The 13,752-nt window shown below is 39.8% G+C and carries 13 protein-coding genes; 8 read left to right on the top strand and 5 right to left on the bottom strand.

The genetic code is table 11. From position 1 onward, the window contains the following. Window positions 1-3: 3 nt before the first annotated feature. The 6 genes from CXF64_RS17525 (at window position 4) to CXF64_RS17500 (ending at window position 3,911) form a co-directional block, all read left to right on the top strand. Complete coding sequence (locus CXF64_RS17525; RefSeq protein WP_101217637.1) at window positions 4-999, top strand: TauD/TfdA family dioxygenase; 996 nt, start codon at window positions 4-6, stop codon at window positions 997-999. Further along, entirely contained in the window at window positions 999-2,003 is a 1,005-nt protein-coding gene (locus CXF64_RS17520; protein ID WP_101217636.1) for a YeiH family protein, read from the top strand. Before CXF64_RS17525 ends, CXF64_RS17520 begins: the two co-directional genes overlap by 1 nt. A gap of 425 nt (window positions 2,004-2,428) precedes the next feature. After that, window positions 2,429-2,638 (top strand): cold-shock protein, encoded by a 210-nt coding sequence (locus tag CXF64_RS17515; RefSeq protein WP_006792548.1) that lies wholly within the window; start codon window positions 2,429-2,431, stop codon window positions 2,636-2,638. A gap of 186 nt (window positions 2,639-2,824) precedes the next feature. Beyond that, a complete protein-coding gene (locus CXF64_RS17510) occupies window positions 2,825-3,034 on the top strand; it encodes a cold-shock protein (protein ID WP_010554515.1) in 210 nt (69 codons plus the stop codon). A gap of 187 nt (window positions 3,035-3,221) precedes the next feature. Continuing rightward, the gene (locus CXF64_RS17505; protein WP_010554515.1) at window positions 3,222-3,431 is read left to right on the top strand and encodes a cold-shock protein; all 210 of its coding nucleotides are present in this window, start codon (window positions 3,222-3,224) and stop codon (window positions 3,429-3,431) included. Window positions 3,432-3,662: 231 nt separating this feature from the next. Next, the gene (locus CXF64_RS17500) at window positions 3,663-3,911 is read left to right on the top strand and encodes a DUF3297 family protein (RefSeq protein WP_002963088.1); all 249 of its coding nucleotides are present in this window, start codon (window positions 3,663-3,665) and stop codon (window positions 3,909-3,911) included. Between the two features lie 113 nt (window positions 3,912-4,024). Here the strand turns inward: CXF64_RS17500 and CXF64_RS17495 are convergent, their stop codons facing one another. The 3 genes from CXF64_RS17495 to CXF64_RS17485 form a co-directional block, all read right to left on the bottom strand. Beyond that, window positions 4,025-5,503, bottom strand: a complete 1,479-nt coding sequence (locus CXF64_RS17495) for a KAP family P-loop NTPase fold protein (protein ID WP_101217635.1) — start codon at window positions 5,501-5,503, stop codon at window positions 4,025-4,027. A gap of 66 nt (window positions 5,504-5,569) precedes the next feature. After that, a complete protein-coding gene (locus tag CXF64_RS17490) occupies window positions 5,570-6,403 on the bottom strand; it encodes an alpha/beta hydrolase (protein WP_101217634.1) in 834 nt (277 codons plus the stop codon). A 145-nt stretch (window positions 6,404-6,548) separates the two neighbouring features. After that, complete coding sequence (locus CXF64_RS17485; RefSeq protein ID WP_101217633.1) at window positions 6,549-6,965, bottom strand: MerC domain-containing protein; 417 nt, start codon at window positions 6,963-6,965, stop codon at window positions 6,549-6,551. 141 nt (window positions 6,966-7,106) lie between these two features. Here CXF64_RS17485 and CXF64_RS17480 point away from each other — a divergent pair, with 141 nt between their 5' ends. Further along, window positions 7,107-9,518, top strand: a complete 2,412-nt coding sequence (locus CXF64_RS17480) for a TonB-dependent receptor (RefSeq protein WP_101217632.1) — start codon at window positions 7,107-7,109, stop codon at window positions 9,516-9,518. A 32-nt stretch (window positions 9,519-9,550) separates the two neighbouring features. After that, the gene (locus CXF64_RS17475) at window positions 9,551-10,948 is read left to right on the top strand and encodes a 5-methyltetrahydrofolate--homocysteine methyltransferase (protein ID WP_101217631.1); all 1,398 of its coding nucleotides are present in this window, start codon (window positions 9,551-9,553) and stop codon (window positions 10,946-10,948) included. Window positions 10,949-11,045: 97 nt separating this feature from the next. Here the strand turns inward: CXF64_RS17475 and CXF64_RS17470 are convergent, their stop codons facing one another. Beyond that, window positions 11,046-12,347: a DEAD/DEAH box helicase gene (locus tag CXF64_RS17470; RefSeq protein ID WP_101217630.1), complete on the bottom strand. Its 1,302-nt coding sequence runs from the start codon at window positions 12,345-12,347 to the stop codon at window positions 11,046-11,048. A 147-nt stretch (window positions 12,348-12,494) separates the two neighbouring features. Then, the gene (locus tag CXF64_RS17465) at window positions 12,495-13,682 is read right to left on the bottom strand and encodes an alpha/beta hydrolase-fold protein (RefSeq protein ID WP_101217629.1); all 1,188 of its coding nucleotides are present in this window, start codon (window positions 13,680-13,682) and stop codon (window positions 12,495-12,497) included. Window positions 13,683-13,752: the final 70 nt, after the last annotated feature.

The following is a 13,752-nucleotide window of genomic DNA, read 5'->3' as shown; positions in this document are numbered from 1 at the left end:
ACAATGTCAGCTACCGAAATTAACTACGCCTCAGTGCCAACTCAATTAACATTCGATGATTCGGTTTTTCCGTGCATTGTTGTTAATAACAATAACGCCAGCACCGTTGAAGAAGCGGTAGCTTTCATTCGCGCAAATAAAAGTGAATTGGCTACAAAACTTCGCAGCTCAGGTGCTGTGTTGTTTCGTGGCTTTCCTGTAAATAGCGCCGAAACATTTGATACTTTTTCAGCCGGGTTTGATTATGACAATTTTACTTATAAAGAGTCACTGTCTAACGCAGTGCGTATTAATTTTACCGAACGTGTATTTACAGCTAACGAAGCGCCAAAAGATGTAGAAATATACTTACATCACGAAATGGCGCAAACGCCTATTTCGCCAAGTAAATTATTCTTCTTTTGTAAATCGGCCGCAGAAGAAGGCGGTGCAACACCTCTTTGCCGATCAGATAAATTATTTAGTGCATTAAAAGAATACGACAGCAAGCTTGCCCATGACTTTGAACACAAAGGCCTAAAATATACCACCTATATGCCAGCCGCTGACGACGCTACATCGGGCCAAGGCCGAAGCTGGAAAAGTACGCTAAGTGTAGAAACCAAAGACGAAGCACATAATAAATTAACCGAACTTGGTTACCAGTGGGAATGGCTTGAAGACGGCTCACTAAAAGCCGTTACACCAGTACTGCCTGCTGTAGTAACTCTTGAAAACAACGTACAGGTTTTTTTTAACCAACTGATTGCCGCTTACATGGGCTGGAAAGGTGTACGCGATAATCCATCAATTGCCATTACCTTTGGTGATGGTAGTGCGATTCCTAAAGTTGGACTTAATAAAATTGTGGAGCTTTCTAAAGTATTTACCTTTGATCTTGCATGGCAAGACGGTGACGTTGCTTTAGTTGATAACGAAATGGCTATGCATGGTCGTCGCCCTTTTACAGGTGAACGTAAGCGCCAAGTGTTAGTAGCACTTACCGCAGCTAAAGCGTAATGCAGCGCTTAAGTAGTAAATTAAGCTGTAAAATATCACCTTTATGGCAAGGTGCCAGCATTGCTGCAATGACTGGCCTTGCCGCCTTATTTTTAAGCGAACATTATGGTGCGCCAGCCATGTTGTTTGCTTTGTTACTGGGTATGGCAGTCTCATTTTTGTATCAAAGCGATAGCCCTTGCGCCAAAGGTATCGATTTTACCGGCACCACGGTTTTGCGTGTAGGTATAGTACTGCTAGGCACACGCATAGCGCTGGGAGATTTAGTAACACTGGGTTGGCAAACAGCACTTATGTTAGCGGGCGCCATATTTACCACTATTATTTTAGGCGTAGTAATAGCGCGCGCATTTGGCTTACAAAAACGCTTTGGTGCACTAACAGGTGGCTCGGTTGCTATTTGTGGAGCGTCTGCTGCGCTGGCTATCTCGTCTATTATGCCAAACAGCGAACATAAAGAGCGCGACACCTTATTAACCGTTATTGGCGTAACAGCTATGTCGACCCTTGCTATGATCCTCTACCCTATTGTGGTTAATTATCTTGAGTTTGACGCCCATAATGCAGGCGTATTCTTAGGTGGCACAATACATGATGTAGCCCAGGTAGTGGGTGCAGGTTATTCGGTATCACCAGAGACAGGCGATATAGCAACTCTAACTAAACTTGTACGTGTTGCCATGCTACTACCTGTTGTACTTATTATGATGGTCGTTATTAATCGCTCAAACAAAGAAAAACACGGAGAATTACCTAAAGTACCTGGTTTTTTAATTGGCTTTGTAATACTCATGATAATAAATAGCTGCTTTTCACTTCCTACAATAGTACTTGAAACCGCTAACGAACTTTCGCAGTTCTTTTTAATTGCGGCTATTTCAGCTATAGGAATGAAAACTAATTTAGGAAAGCTTACCGAAGTAGGTATGAAACCCATTATTTTAATTGTGGCTGAAACACTTTGGATTGCATTATTAATACTTGGATTTGTAATTTGGAGCTAATGAATCAAGTTATTTAAGGTATATATCAAAAAAATCAGTAGGTAATTAGGTCATGTTTTAACCACTTAAAACTTGCATTTTACCTACTCTAGAACCGCGTGCCAATACAAACGTAAAGCATTGATTAAATTAAAATTAACTCAAATTAAGACGCAAAAAAGTTCACCTTAATCATGACTGGTTAGTTAAAAAACAAACAAACTAATAAAGCACTTACTCTAAAATAAATTTACAATAGGGCTTGGTATATAGCTCAATTTACTGTTATCCTGCTTGGCATCGGGTTGACAGAAAACCCTATTTATTTGTAAGTACCACGTTGTTTTAGTAATAATCCTTCGCGTTATCCTCAGTTAAATGTATGTTTTCTTCCTGTTAAATTGCCTAATTTAAGGCGCACTTTTATTAATTCTTAGGATACTATTATGTCTAATACTACAACTGGTACAGTTAAATTTTTCAACGAAGCAAAAGGTTTTGGTTTCATCGAGCAAGAATCTGGTCCTGACGTTTTCGCACATTTCAGCGCAATCTCTGGCGACGGTTTCAAAACTCTAGCTGAAGGCCAACGTGTACAGTTTACTGTTACTCAAGGTCAAAAAGGTCCACAAGCTGAAAACATCGTTAGCATCTAATTGCTTTCGTTAAAATGGGTTAGCAATAACCCATTTTGAATACTAGTTTGAAAGAAGTTTTGTTTTATTTGTTAGTACCCCGTTGTTTTAGTAATAATCCTACGCGATATCCTCAAGTTAACTATTTTTTCCGGCTCAATCGCCTCTTTTCAGGCACACTTATATTAATTTTTTAGGATACATATTATGTCTACTACAACTACTGGTTCAGTAAAATGGTTTAACGAAGCAAAAGGTTTTGGTTTTATCGAGCAAGAATCTGGCGCAGACGTGTTCGCACATTTCAGCGCAATCTCTGGCGACGGTTTCAAAACTCTAGCTGAAGGCCAACGTGTACAGTTTACTGTTACTCAAGGTCAAAAAGGTCCACAAGCCGAGAACATTGTTAGCATCTAATTGCTACACAATTTAATGGGTTAGTAATAACCCATTTTGAATACTAGTTTGAAAGAAGTTTTGTTTTATTTGTTAGTACCCCGTTGTTTTAGTAATAATCCTACGCGATATCCTCAAGTTAACTATTTTTTCCGGCTCAATCGCCTCTTTTCAGGCACACTTATATTAATTTTTTAGGATACATATTATGTCTACTACAACTACTGGTTCAGTAAAATGGTTTAACGAAGCAAAAGGTTTTGGTTTTATCGAGCAAGAATCTGGCGCAGACGTGTTCGCACATTTTAGCGCAATCTCTGGCGACGGTTTTAAAACTTTAGCTGAAGGCCAACGAGTACAGTTTACTGTTACTCAAGGTCAAAAAGGCCCACAAGCTGAGAACATTGTTAGCATCTAATTGCTAAACAATTTAGTGGGTTAGAGATAACCCATTAATATATTTACCTTTATAATTATTTAGTCGAATATCTTCAAACCCTCCTCTGTAAATATTTTCCAAGCGCAATCTCATTTGTATACACAACTCATTAATTAGTACATTTTTAAACACATTTACTACTATCTCTCTTGAGCGAAAGCTTTGTATTGCCTACAATAGCGCATACTTCATTCAATATAGAATATGACCATGAACGACACTACCGCAAAACCTGCTTTACCAGATCGCCTTTCTATTAATCCACGTAGCCCACATCATGTGGAAGAAGTTTTTGAACACGATATTGGTATCACGTTCAACGGCAAAGAGCGTTTTGATGTTGAAGAATACTGCATCAGCGAAGGTTGGATAAAGTTTGCATCTCCAAAAGGCCTTGATCGTCGCGGACAACCACTTTTACTTACAAGAAAAGGCACTGTTGAAGCCTTTTATAAGTAGGCTAATACTACTTACTAAAAAAGCGACACCATATTGGGTAGTCGCTTTTTTTGTGCTTGTTAAAAAAAAACTGAATAACCTAGCTGATAACCTTTACTCATATAGACTGCTGTTTAAGATAGCTGACCCGCTTGCTCAACTATATGTATGTAATTCGATAAATCTTTAATTAACTTAAACCCTCGATTTCTATTCGCATCATAAAGTCCTTTTTCTATATGATCTTTTAAGCTTTTTACAGGTACACCTCGTCCTTGAGGAGGAGTTAAATCAGGAGTATAAAGTTTAGTATTTGGATCACAAAACAGCTTTACTGATTCACTTATTTTATAATCGATTATACCTTTGTAAGTAGTCGCTAAATCAAAGTTATCTTGTTGAAACTCAGCAAATTTACTACCGTGTGTTTGATTGAAGATATTCGGCCCCCATTTATTTTTGAAATACGGATAAATTTCGGGGTGTCTGATTTTTAACACAATGATATAAAACAAAGGTAATGAAAATAGATAATCAGTCTTTTCTTGTGTTAATTGAATTGCATATAAAAGCTTAACTGCTTGTTCAATATCCCTTAAACCAGCCCGCATATACTCCGCAACCTTACTGAGTATGCCAATATTTATTATATCTTCTGATTTATTATCCGCTTGGAAAACCGGAACGAACACAGTTTCATTAGGCAAATACTTTGACCAAATAAAGTTACAGTACTTTTCTTTATCTGGGCTTTTAAGTGAATATTCTTGATCAAAAAATCGATTTAAATAACGTTTAGATTCGAATTTTTCACCGTAGACAGCATTAATCGAATGGCTTAGCTGCTCTGATGCAGTAGCGACAATAAAGTAGACGCCTTCGACATTAAATAAATGCTTAATTGTCTCTAACAATTGGATACTATAAGAAGGCTTGCAACGATCTAACTCATCAATCAAGATAAATAGAGGAGCTTTGAATGAAGCGCTACCTTCTAAACCTTCTACTAATAGCCTTAGGTTTTCCCTAAAATGGCCTATAGCATTTTTTGTTGTTTGATACTCTTTTAGTGCTAATTCAGCTGCCTTTGTAGAGATTGAAGAAGCAACAGTAGTAATATCTTTTGACAAACCAGGCTGTTCAGCCCCCTTGACAGAAGCCCCCTCACTCTCTTGCTCATCTTCAAGTAAAGCCTCAACCCCTTGAAGAGACATACCAAAAAGCTGTTTAGTAAAAAAACCACCGAGTAAAGGAAGTGCTGCGTTTTTCATTGATCTTGCAATACCAGCTAATTTACCATCGGTCGCACTAAGTAAGCCTTGATTAGTCAATTCTTCATTTATTTCAGCAATAAAACTAAGTAAAGCATTTTCAGAAAAATCATTTTTCCATGCATCAAAACATACAACTACATGCTTCTTTTCTTTTAGCTCTTCTGCGAGGTTATTAATAAAATATGTTTTACCAAAGCCCCATTCTGCATTGACATTTAATACATAGTTTTTACTATGCTCAGCCTCTAATATTGCGTATTTACTCGTTAAAAACTGAACAAGCCATTGTCCTTCTTGTTTTCGATTCAACCTATCATCTGACCATAATTCAACCGACATATAATTTCCTTATTAATTTTTCTAAAGCAACATATTAGTACGAACCGATATAAAAATCATACTTCATTATTCTGCAGCCAGCACCCAATCTAGGCCTTGGATTGCTGTTGTTGGAAACGCAGTTGCATGACTAGCCCCTTCAATAACAATACTTTTTAATTCTATATTGTCACTTTTAAGTGCATTAACTTTTTGCACAAGCTGCGCAGCACCTTCAATCATATTTTGCCCTTCGCCGAAAGCTGGCGTTTCCATAGATCCAACTGATATATATACCCTTATAGGCAATTTTGGCTTATTCACTTTTAACGCTAATAGTGCATTGTTATCAAACCAAACCGATGGGCTGCCAATAATATAATTGCTAAATAAATCGGGTATCGTTAATAAAATAGTCGCGCCAAATAAACCGCCTAACGAATGCCCCATGTAGGTTCTTTGTAAGTTACTGGCCCGATAGTTTTTTTCAATAAAAGGAAAAACTGTACTTTGCAAAAACTGAATATGTCCTTTGGTATTACCTGTTTGCTTTTTCCAATCTTTTGCAAAGGTAGGCGTGTAATCTCTAATTCGGCTGTTAGAGCCAGCGGACCCTTTTTCATAGCCAATTGCTACAATAATAGCCTGTTGCATTTTGCCACTATTCATAGGGAATCGTGTAGCCCCAGCAACGATGGGAAAGGTATACGGTGCATCGGTTACATAAATAACTGGATACGTTTTATTAGGCTGCTTTTGGTATGATTTAGGAAGCTGAATATACACAGGATACGCCCGCTCGCTAACGGGCTCAATGAGCTCAACCACGTTACTTCGGGGTATTGAATAAGGGGTATTTGCGCTTAATTTAAAACATATTAAGGCGCTTAAAAGCAAAAGAGATTTTAAAATAAGAGGCACTGTATTGGTTAACCTAAGCTAAAAATAAATTAAGTACCTACTTTAAAGTACTTTTAGCGAATATTTAAGCTATCCAAAAAACAAAGTTTAAATAAAAGATAAAGTGCCAGTATAGCTTTCGTTTAAACCACCAGCACTTATAGCATTAAACCACTTGATCTGGCTCACTGCCTGAACACGGGCAGTTGTCGTCATTCTGTTTAAGACATTGCTGATAATTAAACCAATGGGCTACAGCAATAAACGCTGAGCCTATTAAGGTTAGCGCTTTTTCAAGCACTTCATGGCCTAGCAATACGGCAAATATCATAAAAGCTAAGCCTGTTACACCAGACACCATATAACGTGTACGTTTATGTTTTTTACAGCCTAAACTCAATGCCAACAAACTGGTTGGCAGTACCGCCGCAAGAATCCATAAATGAAACTGTTCACTATCTATTTGCAGTACAGCAAAGCTTGGCAATAGCGCTAAAATAACCGGGGTTGCAAAACAATGTACTGTGCACATTAACGATAACCCAATCGCCATACGATCCATAACACTTTGACTCGACTTCATTATTTCCTCTACTAAATCAGTGTCTCCACTCAAAAACGTTACTTTTAAGGAGACATTTTAATAACATCAGTTAATTGCTGTTGATATATTATAACATTACTCGCATAATTGATATAATATAACATCCAACAAGGTAGTCAAATGAAACGTAGATCACAATTAGCTGTTCTCATAGCAGCTTTATTGCCGGCTAGTGTGCTTGCATCCACAATAGAAGGCGTTGTTTTAAACAACAAAGGTAAAGTAGTTACCAATGCAACGGTAGAAGTTGAAGGCTCAGATCTTAAAGTAACCACCGATGAAAACGGTAAATTTGTTATAACAGAACTAAAAAATGGCTTAAAAGAGCTTCACGTTGTAGCCCCTGGTTATGCGCATCTTCATCGCGATATAACAATAACTAATGATGAAAACCAATCGGTTACTTTTAATTTAAAGCGCTCGCCTATTGAAGTTATTGATATTGAAGCGACCCCTATTCATATGTCGGCAATGGAATCTGCATCGCCTGTTAGTGTTTTATCTGGCGAACAACTAAGACGACAACAAGCTGCAACCCTTGGTGACAGCCTTGAAAAACTCCCAGGCGTTAATACAAATTTTCACGGTAAAGTAGCCAGCACACCTATTATTCGTGGTTTAAGCGGCCCTCGCGTACTTATTACTCAAAATGGCCTTGATGTTAGTGATGTTTCGCGCGTTGGCCCCGATCACTCTGTTGCATCGGAGGCGTCTACCGCACAACAAATTGAAGTATTACGCGGCCCTGCAACGCTGTTTTATGGCAGTGGCGCAATTGGTGGTGTGGTTAATGTAGTAGATAACCGCGTACCTACCGACAGCACCACGCGTGGTGAATGGAACCTAGAACATAACTCGGTAGATAACCAAAAAGTGGCCTCGTTTAATGCCACAACAGGCACAGACTCGGTGGCTTTTTACGCCGATGCATTTTGGCGTGAGGCCGATGACTACGGGGTACCTGTAGCTGCCGATATAGATAGCGACGGTGAAGAGCATCGTGGTGACTATAAAGTTGAAAACAGTAATGAAGAGTCTGACGGTTTTACTGTTGGCGCTAGCTATTTAATGGATAACGGCTTTATTGGCTTAGCAGTAGAGCAATTTAATCGTCAATACGGTATTCCTGGTCATACGCACGGCGAGGAAGAAGAGGAAGAACACAACGACGAAGAAGAAAGCGTATTTGCTGATTTAGAGCAAACTAAAGTGCAATTATTAGGTGAGTACAACCTAGATAATAAATGGCTAAACAAAATAAATCTGCGCGTTGGCCATACCGACTACGAACACGCTGAAATTGAGAGCGGCGCTGTTGGCACTACCTTTAAAAACGAAACCAACGAATTACGCATAGACCTACTGCATAACCAATTTAACGAATGGAATGGCGGTATTAGCTTTCATTACAAGCAAAGCGATGTTGAAGCACAAGGTGAAGAGGCCTTTACTCCTCCATCAGAGACCGAAAGCTTTGCTGTAGCGTTAATGGAAGAAAGGCACTTTGGGAATTTTTTAGTGCAGTTAGGTGGGCGCATAGAGCGTGTAACAATTGAAGCAGGCGACGTATTACTGCCAAATATTGACGCTCACGCACACGATGAAGCAGAAGAAGCCGACGAGCATGATCATGACCACGAAGAAAGCGCAGAAACCACTCGCGTATTTGATGTAGAGCATGAATTTACGCCAGTCAGTTTATCGGCAGGGGTAGTATGGGATTTTACATCTAACTATAACTTAGGGCTTTCGGTATCGCGCTCTGAACGTGCACCTTCTGCCTCTGAGTTGTTATCGTTTGGGCCGCATATTGGCACTGGCACTTACGAAGTAGGCGCACTATTTGATTTAGATGAAGATGGCCATTTGGGTTTATCTGAACAAGCAATTGACCTGGAAACAGCCAATAATATCGATTTAACCCTACGTAAAACTCAAGGCGATGTTGGCTTTATTTTAAATGCCTTTTACAACCAAGTAGATAACTATTATTACCAAATAGACACCGGTTTATACGCACAAAGTGGACACGACCATGGCGATGAAGAAGAAGGCGTTGACGAACACGACCATTCATCAGAGCTACCCGTTTATTTATTTAAAACAGATGATGTAGTTTTACATGGTTTTGAAGCGCAAATTGCGTGGCAATTAACAGATGAGTTTAAGCTAGATGTATTCTCTGACTACGTTCGTGCACGCCTTAAAGACGGCGGCGATTTACCCCGTACACCACCGCTTCGTTTTGGCAGCGAGCTAAGCTATCAAACAGATAAACTCAGTGCGCATATTCACGTAACTCGCTATCAAAAGCAAGACCGCACAGCCCCACAAGAAACAGCCACAGACGGTTACACCTTAGTTGATGCGAGCATCTCTTACGACCTTTCAGTGTTAAACCAAGATATGTCTGTGTACCTACGAGGCACTAACTTAACAGATACAGAAGCACGCGTGCACAGCTCGTTTGTAAAGGATATAGCGCCACGTCCAGGACGTAGTTTTGCGCTAGGTATTCGCGGTTATTTTTAAGCGTTAAAAAATTATAATTAAAGGAAATAAACATGAAAAAACTATATCAATTAAAGCTTATTGCACTCGCTATTAGCGCTATATTTATTACGGCCTGTGGCGATGCAGAAACCAACATTGTGGAAAAAGATCCTATTGTTGTAGAAGACGAGCACAATCATGATGATGATCACGACCATGACGACGGCTATACCATAGACTCACTTGGCAGACTTGCCGTTCTGGCAGGTGACAGTAACGAAGCTAGCTTTTTTGATTTAGACAACAACGAATTACTTGATACATTTACACTAAACAATGACTCAAACACGTTATCTGCATCACCAGGCTTTCGTTATGCTGTTATTGCTAATCGTACTCAAGATTACCTAGGGTTTATAGACGGCGGTATGTGGCGCGAAGATCACGCAGAGCACTTGCATGATTATGAGCAAGGCCCTGCATTTAGTAGCTACGAGCTAACAAGTGGTAGTCGCCCAACACACTTAATAACTCACGACGGGCAATTAGCAATATTTTACGATGGCGATGCAGAAACCGGTACGCCTGCCTCAGTAGAAGTGCTAACCGATAACGATATTACCAATACAACAGCTACACTCACGGGCATTAACTACGACATTAACATGCATGGTGTAGCTGAGCCTCGCGGCAAGCATTTACTCTCAACCATTCGCCGCGACGATGCAAGTAATACATCTAATGCCAAAGTACTTCCCGATCAAGTGGGTGTTTATCATCTTCACGATGGTAATTACGAACTAGAGCAAACGTTTGAAATAACCTGCCCCGATTTACACGGCGCAGCACAAAATCACGATTATGTTGTATTTGGTTGTGGTGATGGTGTATTGATTGCCCATCAGCAAGATGATGTATACAGCGCTCAAAAAGTTGTAAATATAGATGCCGTAGGCGATCAGCGCATTGGTACTTTGTACGGCCATAAAAACAATGACACAATTTTTGGTATTGCCGCAGGGCATGATGGCAGTGGTTCAGTATTGCTTAGCATTCATCCTGAAAATGCCGAAATGGAAGAAGTAGAATGGCAACTTGCTGATGGTGCAAGTGCTGTTTCTTATTCTTTTTCAGCCAGTGGTGAACACTTTTTAATACTCGACAGCCTAGGCTTTTTAAATGTACTTACTGGGCATGAACATGACGGTGAAATGCACTGGGAACTCGCAGGCCAAGTAGATATTACTCAAGCAGACGTAACCACAATGCCCGAAGGAATGAGCTTTAGTATGACAGTGGCGCAAAGTGGTCAGTTTGCTTATATTGCCGATCCAATTGCTCAACACATAGTGCAAGTACACCTTGAAGATCTAGAAATTGAAAGTGAGCTAGAGTTAACTTTTCCACCTGCAAGCATTACCTGGTTAGGGATTGCACAAGAAATAGAAGATGAAGATCACGACCATTAATTTAAAACTAACGCTTTAAGTTAAAGCCACAAAACAAAAAACCCGTAATTAGGTTTACTAATTACGGGTTTTTACAGCTATTTATTTAGCTCTATTGTTACTTACGGCGCCAGCCACTCCACACATCATCTATATCATCGGCTTTATTTTTTTTCTTTTTCTTGCCTGTGCCTTCTGGTTTTGCCATTGGCTTTTCATTTTTAAGCGCATCAGCTGCATCAAGGTTTGCTTGGTTTACAGCAAAACCGGTTACTTCTTCACGCTCTAGGCGTAGTTTGTTTTTCTTCTCGATTATTTTAAAGTGATGCAAATCTTCATAATCAACCAATGAAAGCGCTAAGCCTACTTCACCAGCACGGCCGCTTCGACCAATACGGTGCATGTAATCAGCAGGACTGCGTGGTAGATTAAAGTTTATTACCACTGGCAGCTTTTCAATATCCAAACCACGTGCAGCAATATCGGTTGCGATAAGTACTTCGATTTCGCCCGCTTTAAATTTTTCTATTACACGAGTTCGCTCACTTTGGCCTTTATCGCCATGAAACACTTGTGCATTAACACCCCGTTTTTCAAGCTTAGCCGCTAAATGCTCACAGTCTTTTTTAGCGTTCACAAAAATCAGCGCTTGGCGCCATTTATGCGTTTTAATTAAATGTGCTAAAACTGTGGTTTTTTCACCTTTGTTTACGGTAAAAACACGCTGTACTAAGGTGCTTTCATCTTTGTTTTGTACTTGTATTTCAACTGGGTCGTTTAAAAGCTCTTGCGTTAATAGCTTAACTTGCTCAGGGAAAGTTGCTGAAAACAACATGGTTTGTTTTTTAGCAGGCATTAACGCTAAAAGATCAGCCAGCTCTTCGGTAAAGCCAAGGCTTAGCATACGGTCGGCTTCATCAAGCACAAGCGTAGTTACATTATCGAGCTTAATCGCATTGCTTGAGATTAAATCAAGTAAGCGACCAGGTGTTGCCACAATAATATCGGCGCCGCCGCGCAGTGTCTGCATTTGTGTATTAACCGACACACCACCAAACACGGCCACCGTTTTAATTGCGCCATTAAAGTTAGCAGAATACGATTTAACGCTATCGGCCACTTGCGTAGCAAGCTCACGCGTCGGTACTAAAATAAGCCCCGTTACAAAATTACCTTTGCTAGCAGTATTTTTAGCGCCCTGCTCAAGGAAAGCTTTTTGCAACATAGGTAATGCAAACGTTGCTGTTTTACCTGAACCGGTATTTGCCCCTGCAATTAGGTCACTACCCGCAAGCACACTAGGTATAGCCTTAGCTTGAATAGGTGTAGGCTGGGTATATTCCAAATCGGTTAATCGAGCTAATAGCTCTGGAATAAGGCCAAGTTCGGAAAAAGTGCTAGGGCTTGTGGCTGAGGTCATATTTATTACGGGCTTATTGCTAAAAAAGTAGCCTGTAATTTTAGCGTATTTAGCGCTTATTAAGTAGAGATTAGTGATTTAAATATCAGCGGCGTGTTGTAAAGGTAACTGTAAGCGCAGGCTACCCCCGCGCATTGTCCTTTTATATTACTGGGTTTTATTTAACTGTGTTTGTAATCTACTTTTAGTCTCTTTTAAGGTATCTAAATAGGGGTATGTGGTATCTACGACATTTAAAGCAGCCTCTATTTTAATAAGTGCCTGTTGTATATTACCTTGTAATTCATAGCCATAACCTAACCCCCATAGTGCATCAACAGATTGTGAGTGATGCTTAACATTATGCTTAAATACTGCCACAGCCCGCTCATATTGCTGCATATTTACTAGGTTGTAACCAAGTTGCCTAACAGCCGCCTCTGGAGGTGTTATTTGCTCCCCCCATTGCTGAGATAACTTTTTATAATAAACATCAATAGATTCTATATCATCGCTTAAAGCACTCATGGGCATTTGTTTGGGTAAAAATAAATGATGGTAGGCATTAAAGGCCCCGGCGGCAGATGTTAAGTTATGCGATACATTTTCAAATGCGTCACTGAAAAAGCGTAAATTTGGCAAGCTATTAGATTGTAAAGCTTGCTGCAGCTCATTATATCGCTCACGCATTAAGCCAGCTTCTTCGCCAATATTTATATAAACATAGTTATTCAGGTCTTTTGATTTATTAATAAACGACTTAGTCGCTTTTACCGGTGCGCCATAGTTCCACCAAACGGCAGGGCTGTAAGCAATATGCGCTTGGAAAAGCTCAGGGTTAGCTTGCATAGTATAAAGTGCAAACACGCCTGCTGCTGAGCCCCCAGCAATCACATTAAAGTTATGCGTACGATAGCTTTTATTAATCAAGGGCATAAGCTCTTGCTCAATAAATGCTAAAAACTTTGCTGCGCCTCCGCCTTCACCTACCGGGCCTTGTGGCTCTTTATTAACTGTGGGGTATAAATCTCTTAAGCGATTGGTGTTTTCAATAGCGACAATAATAACCTCAGGCGCACGATTATTATTTTGCAGTCGATCCATTACAGCACTTATAAGCGTTATGTTACCCGCGCCATCTAGGCGATAAATAACTGGATAAACTTTGTTTGGATTAGCTTGGTAACTCTTAGGTAACTGAACGACAACTGTGCGCTGTTCGTTTAAAATTGCTGAATTGATTGTATGTGTTTGTTGCGTATAGCTAATTGTTTGCTGTTTTAAATCAGGCTCTGCAAGTGTGTTATTGGAAACTATAAATAAACTACCTATAAAAACAGCGGTTAATAAACGCATGACTAATCCTTTAGAAAATAGTGTGTTATTTAATCTAACAGGCTTTGAGGTACAAAAAAAGGCGCATTGA

The organism is Pseudoalteromonas sp. GutCa3 (genome assembly GCF_002836155.1).
Lineage (GTDB): Bacteria > Pseudomonadota > Gammaproteobacteria > Enterobacterales > Alteromonadaceae > Pseudoalteromonas > Pseudoalteromonas arctica.
The sequence above is the reverse complement of the archived record's forward strand: the minus strand, read 5'-3'. Positions and strand labels throughout refer to the sequence as shown.